This is a genomic window from Nostoc flagelliforme FACHB-838 (assembly GCF_014698065.1).
GTDB classification, from domain to species: Bacteria; Cyanobacteriota; Cyanobacteriia; order Cyanobacteriales; family Nostocaceae; genus Nostoc; species Nostoc flagelliforme_B.
Window position 1 is genome coordinate 1 of the sequence record NZ_JACJSI010000433.1, and the last position, 4,644, is coordinate 4,644.

Genomic DNA, 4,644 nt, shown 5'->3' on the forward strand with positions numbered 1-4,644 from the left:
GAATACTGAGGCTTGCTCCGACTAAAGAAGTCCCTAAGAAGACGGAAAAACTGACCACCATTGCACCCAAGCAAATACTTTTCTGCTGCTGCCACCTAGAGATGATTATGTTGTGATTATTAGTCTCGATAATCTCCAACCCCCAGCACCCCATTGCCGCTACTCCTGAAAACCCAGTTAAGAGCAGAGAGACAATTGCAGTTGTTTCTATGGTGCGATCAACGAAAATCTTGGGGTTGAATCTTCTCCTAGTACGACGACGAGGAACCAATTTACCCTTGTGGTCTAATTGAGATTGGTAAACATCTTGTTTGTAATTAGTCATTTGGAATCCTCCAATTCAATAAAAAACCCTGCACCAGTATTCTTAATCTTTACCTTTCTTTGATTGACTAGCATTTGAATCACGTTAAGACTGAATTTGATATGACACAATCGAGCGCTACCCCCACAACGATGAAGATACTGTATGCATTGGTGCGGCTGATTTTGTGGGGTAGGAGGAGCAATTTTTCGCGGCATAATATTTTTTCCTTTTTATATAATTGAGCAATCAGACTGGCTATGGAAGTAGTGCGATTGGATAATTCAGTTTGTTGATTTAATCTGATAAAATTTGTTCATGTTTGATAACACTTGCAAATTTATCGCTGAAATGTATTCTCCTGATTTTGCTACTTGGCTATTAGGAGAACCCCGAACCAATTCGCAATTCGCAATTCGCAATTCGCAATTCGCAATTAATTTAGTCTGTTGATTTTATCCTTAATTTTTCTAGTAGATGCAACTAAGATTTTTCCAAGTTCTCTAGTTTCTTGAAGCAGAGATTCAAACTTAGTTTTGTCAACCAATTCTGCCTCTATTAATATTTCTAGCCAATACTCAGTTTCTCTTTCCTCTTTAAGTGCAATTTCCAATTTACTAAGAAAGTCTTTGTCAGATTGAGAAGATTGGGCTTCTCTACAGGGCGGCCGCATCATGTCAATAAGCATACTTTATTGAGAATAGATTTAAAATCAATGTCATTAAGTTTTGCTTATTGCGAAAGTTTTAGGCGATCGCTTTGGGGCTTAAAAAATAATCAAGCTCGAAATCCTGATTTTTTCGTTGGTTCTTAACCTTCGTTGTGATCAAGAGTAATTTAGATGCGTTTGCCCTGGGCTTCTCTAACATTAGCTCCAATGGAAGTTCCACTTCGTAGTAGTTGCTTTGAGAGTGTTCGACAAACTCCAGGCTTTTCATCTAAGAAAGTACAAGCTTTAACTATTCTGATTGCCAAGGCTTTTGTTCTATCAGCAATACTAATATTTTGATTCATGCCTTTTACTCCTAATTAATAATTGCGAATTGCGAATTGCGAATTGCGAATTGTTTTGATATGCCGTTTCGGATGGCTGATTACCGTTTGAGGGTGTATCGCCGTTTTCCTAATAAACGAATGCACCAAGTAGTAATTTACTTAGCTAAAACCGAATCAGAGAAGGTGTATCAAACTACTTTTACTACTGAAAGTTTACGACATGAGTTTTCAGTGATTCGTTTATGGGAGCAACCAAGCGAGATATTTTTGGCGACACCAGGATTACTCCCGTTTGCGGTCTTGAGTGCTACTGAGAGCAAAGTTGCTACATTACAACTCTCAGCTGCGGCTGTTGACAAAATTGCTGACAGGCGAACACAAAGTAATATTGCTGCCGCTTCTGCAATTCTGGCTGGGTTAGTATTAGAACAAGAAGTGATTGGAGGTTTATTTAGGAAGGACATAATGCGCGAGTCAGTTATTTATCAGTCAATAAGAACTGAAGGGATTGAGGAAGGAGTTCGCCTTGTTGCAGTTAACCTTCTTAAAGAGAAGATGCCTATTGAAATGGTAGTAAAAGTTACTGGGTTAACAATTGAACAAGTACAAAGCTTGCTTATTACAGATGTTGAGTAGCTCAAATAAGCAACACACTGGTTGTTAAAGTTGGTTTCCCAAAGGTATACCATGCGTGAATCAGTGGTTTATCAATCAATCAAGGCCGAAGGTAGCGATGAAAAAGTCCGTAAAATTGCTATTAACTTATTAGCTGAGGGCATCAGCGTTGATGTGATAGCTCGGTCTACTGGCTTATCAGTGGAGGAAGTGCAACAATTACAGCAGGGAGAATCCGAGAATCAAAAATAATTTTGCGACTATTCCTATACTGAATCGGCTCAACAAGGGCTGTGTTTCAAGTCCCGATTTCCTCCGATACTCAGTGACGGTGGTGGCTTGTTGGTAACAATGCCTCTTTGTTTGATGAGCATAAGTGCTTTTTATGCAGAACCAGCGTTTCTAAGAGAACGTTAAGATTGCTCCCGAATGTATTCTTCTTGAAGTATGATTTCTGCTTTCAATTAAGTTCAGGTAATTGTGCAAGCGCTCCTTCCATCCAGTCGCTAATTGCTGTTGTTTCATCTACTCCTCGTGCTACAGCATCAACTATGTGCTTTTGATAAGAGCTAGCAGCATGGTTCGGATGCCCAAATTTATTCCCTGCCCAAGCCAAACACATAGTCTTTACTAATTCGTCAATCTGAAGAGAATCAAGCTCACTCGGACTCGTAACATTTCGAGAATGCAGCCATTCTTTCACCAAGTCCAACGGATAATTTAAAAGTGTGCGAACTTCTTTAACTCGCAAATCTTTTGGGTTGATTGATGGTGAAGTTATAGCTTGTTTGGTTGGCTGAACTCTAGGCTGTTGATTCTCTTTGCGAGGTCTAATATTATTTTGTGCTTGTTCTGTCTTTTGAGAAGTAGTTGCGCCTTCAGCATCATTATCTTCATCAGCAGTCACCGATAAAATTGCACAAACCGCATATCGACGTGCATAAGTTAATGCTGCACCAAACTTTTGAGAGTCAGCAATTTCAGGTAAAGGATAAGTGCTGGTGATACTCTCTCCAGATTCGTGAAAAATATGAGTCCGTAGTACGGTTTTACTTTCAAAGATTTCGGTGGTTTGAATTATTACTAACCCATGTTTACCAAGTGCAGGAGTGACAGCATCCAATACAGCATCTAAAGTTGCATATTTACGCTTGTAGTGAGGATTAGTACCGTCTTTTTGAATGGGGTTAAACTCTGCCTTTGCTTTGATTAAAGCTTTGATTAGTTCTTGCATTGTTTAGTCCTCTCACTTTACCAATCACTTTCGTTGACATCACCAGACACTTTTTTGCTAGATTTAGCCTTAGTAATTTGAAACTCTGAGGCTTTTAGCACAGGCATTGCCGCTTGTTTTACTGAAGCTTTAGCTTGATGATAAAGAAATTGAGTTATTCCATCCGCGTCTTCCCCATCTTCCACTTGCGCCCATAGAGAACAACCTAAATCGAGTGACTCAAAATTGCCAAGATTAAATTTTCTAGAGTAGCTAACAGATACAGTTGTAAATTTCATGTGATTTCAGTTTTGGTATATGTTGGTTGTTAATTCTCTTCGTTAGTATCAACCATCTGAATGCTGAGTCTTTTACATAAATCGCTCTTGCCAGCAGTTGTTATTTGCTCCAAACCGTAGTAAATTCTCGTAGTACGGGAATGGGAATGGAAGCTGTTAGTTGTTTCATTGGTATCAATCCTTGTTAAGGAACTCAAAGCACTATCAAAACTGTCTAAAGCCAAATATGTTTTTGATAAAAGTTTTAGATTGAATGATGGCACTGCACACAAATAGAGGAAATGGATATTTAGCAGCAGTTCTAGGAGGTGTAACTGGGGCTGTGGTATTGATGAACCTGGGTATATATCTAGGGATTGCTTATGGAAAAAACTTTATGCCGAATGCTGAACTCGAAGGGCTACTGCCACCTTTTATTGGTTCTTTTGTCGGGTGGTGGATTGGAGAAGTAATCGGTTGTTGGCTGGTTTTGCGTTGGCGACATTACCGCAAGGCAGGGAAAACAGCTAAAGTTTTGGCAATTGTCACTCCTTTTGGAATCATTGCTTGGTTTGTGGTTTTCTCTACTCTTCTAAACTGGGTAACGAGTCGAGTTAGTGAGTTACAATTTGCACAGTTATATGAAATAGTTCGCTCCCTAAGTGCCGCTGTTTTTGCCATACTTTTAGCTTGGTTAGCAAGGTTCTTGACAAAGCCACATCAGCAAGAGTAGTGTTTATCGCTTTTTACCTTATGGCATTGTTGTTTGATTCTGCCCTTGCATGAGATATCTGCCGTTTGTGCTTCTAGGATTGTCAGTTTTGGAGGACAATCAAGAAGAAATTGATCATATTCTTTGGCATAGTTTGCTTGTAGTTTAGGTTGGGTGGAATGAGAAAGACGCTGTTGTTGATAATGATTGTTTCCATAATTGCGTTGTTGTTGCTAAAAATTGCGTTGATACTGGATAGTGTTCGACTTAGCTATTTATGACAATGCCAGGAATTACTTCTAACTCATAAGTGAGTAGTTCAGCAATTTTGAATTGTTTTGACTTCAACGATTTCTTCCACACAACCCATTACCTCGCCCAAGTAATGCAGGACATCGCCCAAATGAGTTGCTGCTTCTGGGTCAATCTTCTTTTCAGCAATCAACAAAAGCCAAGTTTCATTTTGTGCAATCGCCTGAATCTTCAGGTAGCACGAGTTGAACTGCTTCAGTATTTCTATCGGTTC

General features: G+C 39.4%; 8 protein-coding genes and 1 pseudogene. 3 read left to right on the forward strand and 6 right to left on the reverse strand.

The window, feature by feature from the left end; translation table 11 throughout:
- The 3 genes and pseudogenes from H6G97_RS45765 to H6G97_RS45775 form a co-directional block, all read right to left on the reverse strand.
- Positions 1–325 (reverse strand): hypothetical protein (locus H6G97_RS45765; RefSeq protein ID WP_190947049.1); only part of this gene is annotated, 325 nt, incomplete at its 3' end.
- 415 nt (positions 326–740) lie between these two features.
- A pseudogene (locus tag H6G97_RS45770) lies at positions 741–962 on the reverse strand (four helix bundle protein); the annotation flags it as partial.
- A gap of 179 nt (positions 963–1,141) precedes the next feature.
- Positions 1,142–1,318, reverse strand: a complete 177-nt coding sequence (locus tag H6G97_RS45775; protein ID WP_190947050.1) for a four helix bundle protein — start codon at positions 1,316–1,318, stop codon at positions 1,142–1,144.
- A gap of 36 nt (positions 1,319–1,354) precedes the next feature.
- Between H6G97_RS45775 and H6G97_RS45780 the strand changes: the two genes are divergently transcribed.
- A complete protein-coding gene (locus tag H6G97_RS45780) occupies positions 1,355–1,936 on the forward strand; it encodes an RpnC/YadD family protein (protein ID WP_422394281.1) in 582 nt (193 codons plus the stop codon).
- Between the two features lie 51 nt (positions 1,937–1,987).
- The gene (locus tag H6G97_RS45785) at positions 1,988–2,167 is read left to right on the forward strand and encodes a hypothetical protein (protein ID WP_242056076.1); all 180 of its coding nucleotides are present in this window, start codon (positions 1,988–1,990) and stop codon (positions 2,165–2,167) included.
- A gap of 208 nt (positions 2,168–2,375) precedes the next feature.
- On the opposite strand, the gene H6G97_RS45790 is transcribed toward H6G97_RS45785, so the two are convergent.
- Both H6G97_RS45790 and H6G97_RS45795 read right to left on the reverse strand, forming a co-directional pair.
- Positions 2,376–3,149 (reverse strand): ERF family protein, encoded by a 774-nt coding sequence (locus tag H6G97_RS45790; protein WP_190947051.1) that lies wholly within the window; start codon positions 3,147–3,149, stop codon positions 2,376–2,378.
- 17 nt (positions 3,150–3,166) lie between these two features.
- The gene (locus H6G97_RS45795) at positions 3,167–3,427 is read right to left on the reverse strand and encodes a hypothetical protein (RefSeq protein WP_190947052.1); all 261 of its coding nucleotides are present in this window, start codon (positions 3,425–3,427) and stop codon (positions 3,167–3,169) included.
- A 253-nt stretch (positions 3,428–3,680) separates the two neighbouring features.
- Here H6G97_RS45795 and H6G97_RS45800 point away from each other — a divergent pair, with 253 nt between their 5' ends.
- Positions 3,681–4,139: a hypothetical protein gene (locus H6G97_RS45800; protein ID WP_190947053.1), complete on the forward strand. Its 459-nt coding sequence runs from the start codon at positions 3,681–3,683 to the stop codon at positions 4,137–4,139.
- 298 nt (positions 4,140–4,437) lie between these two features.
- Here H6G97_RS45800 and H6G97_RS45805 read toward each other — a convergent pair.
- Positions 4,438–4,644: hypothetical protein (locus H6G97_RS45805; protein ID WP_190947054.1), on the reverse strand; the 207-nt coding region annotated here is incomplete at its 5' end.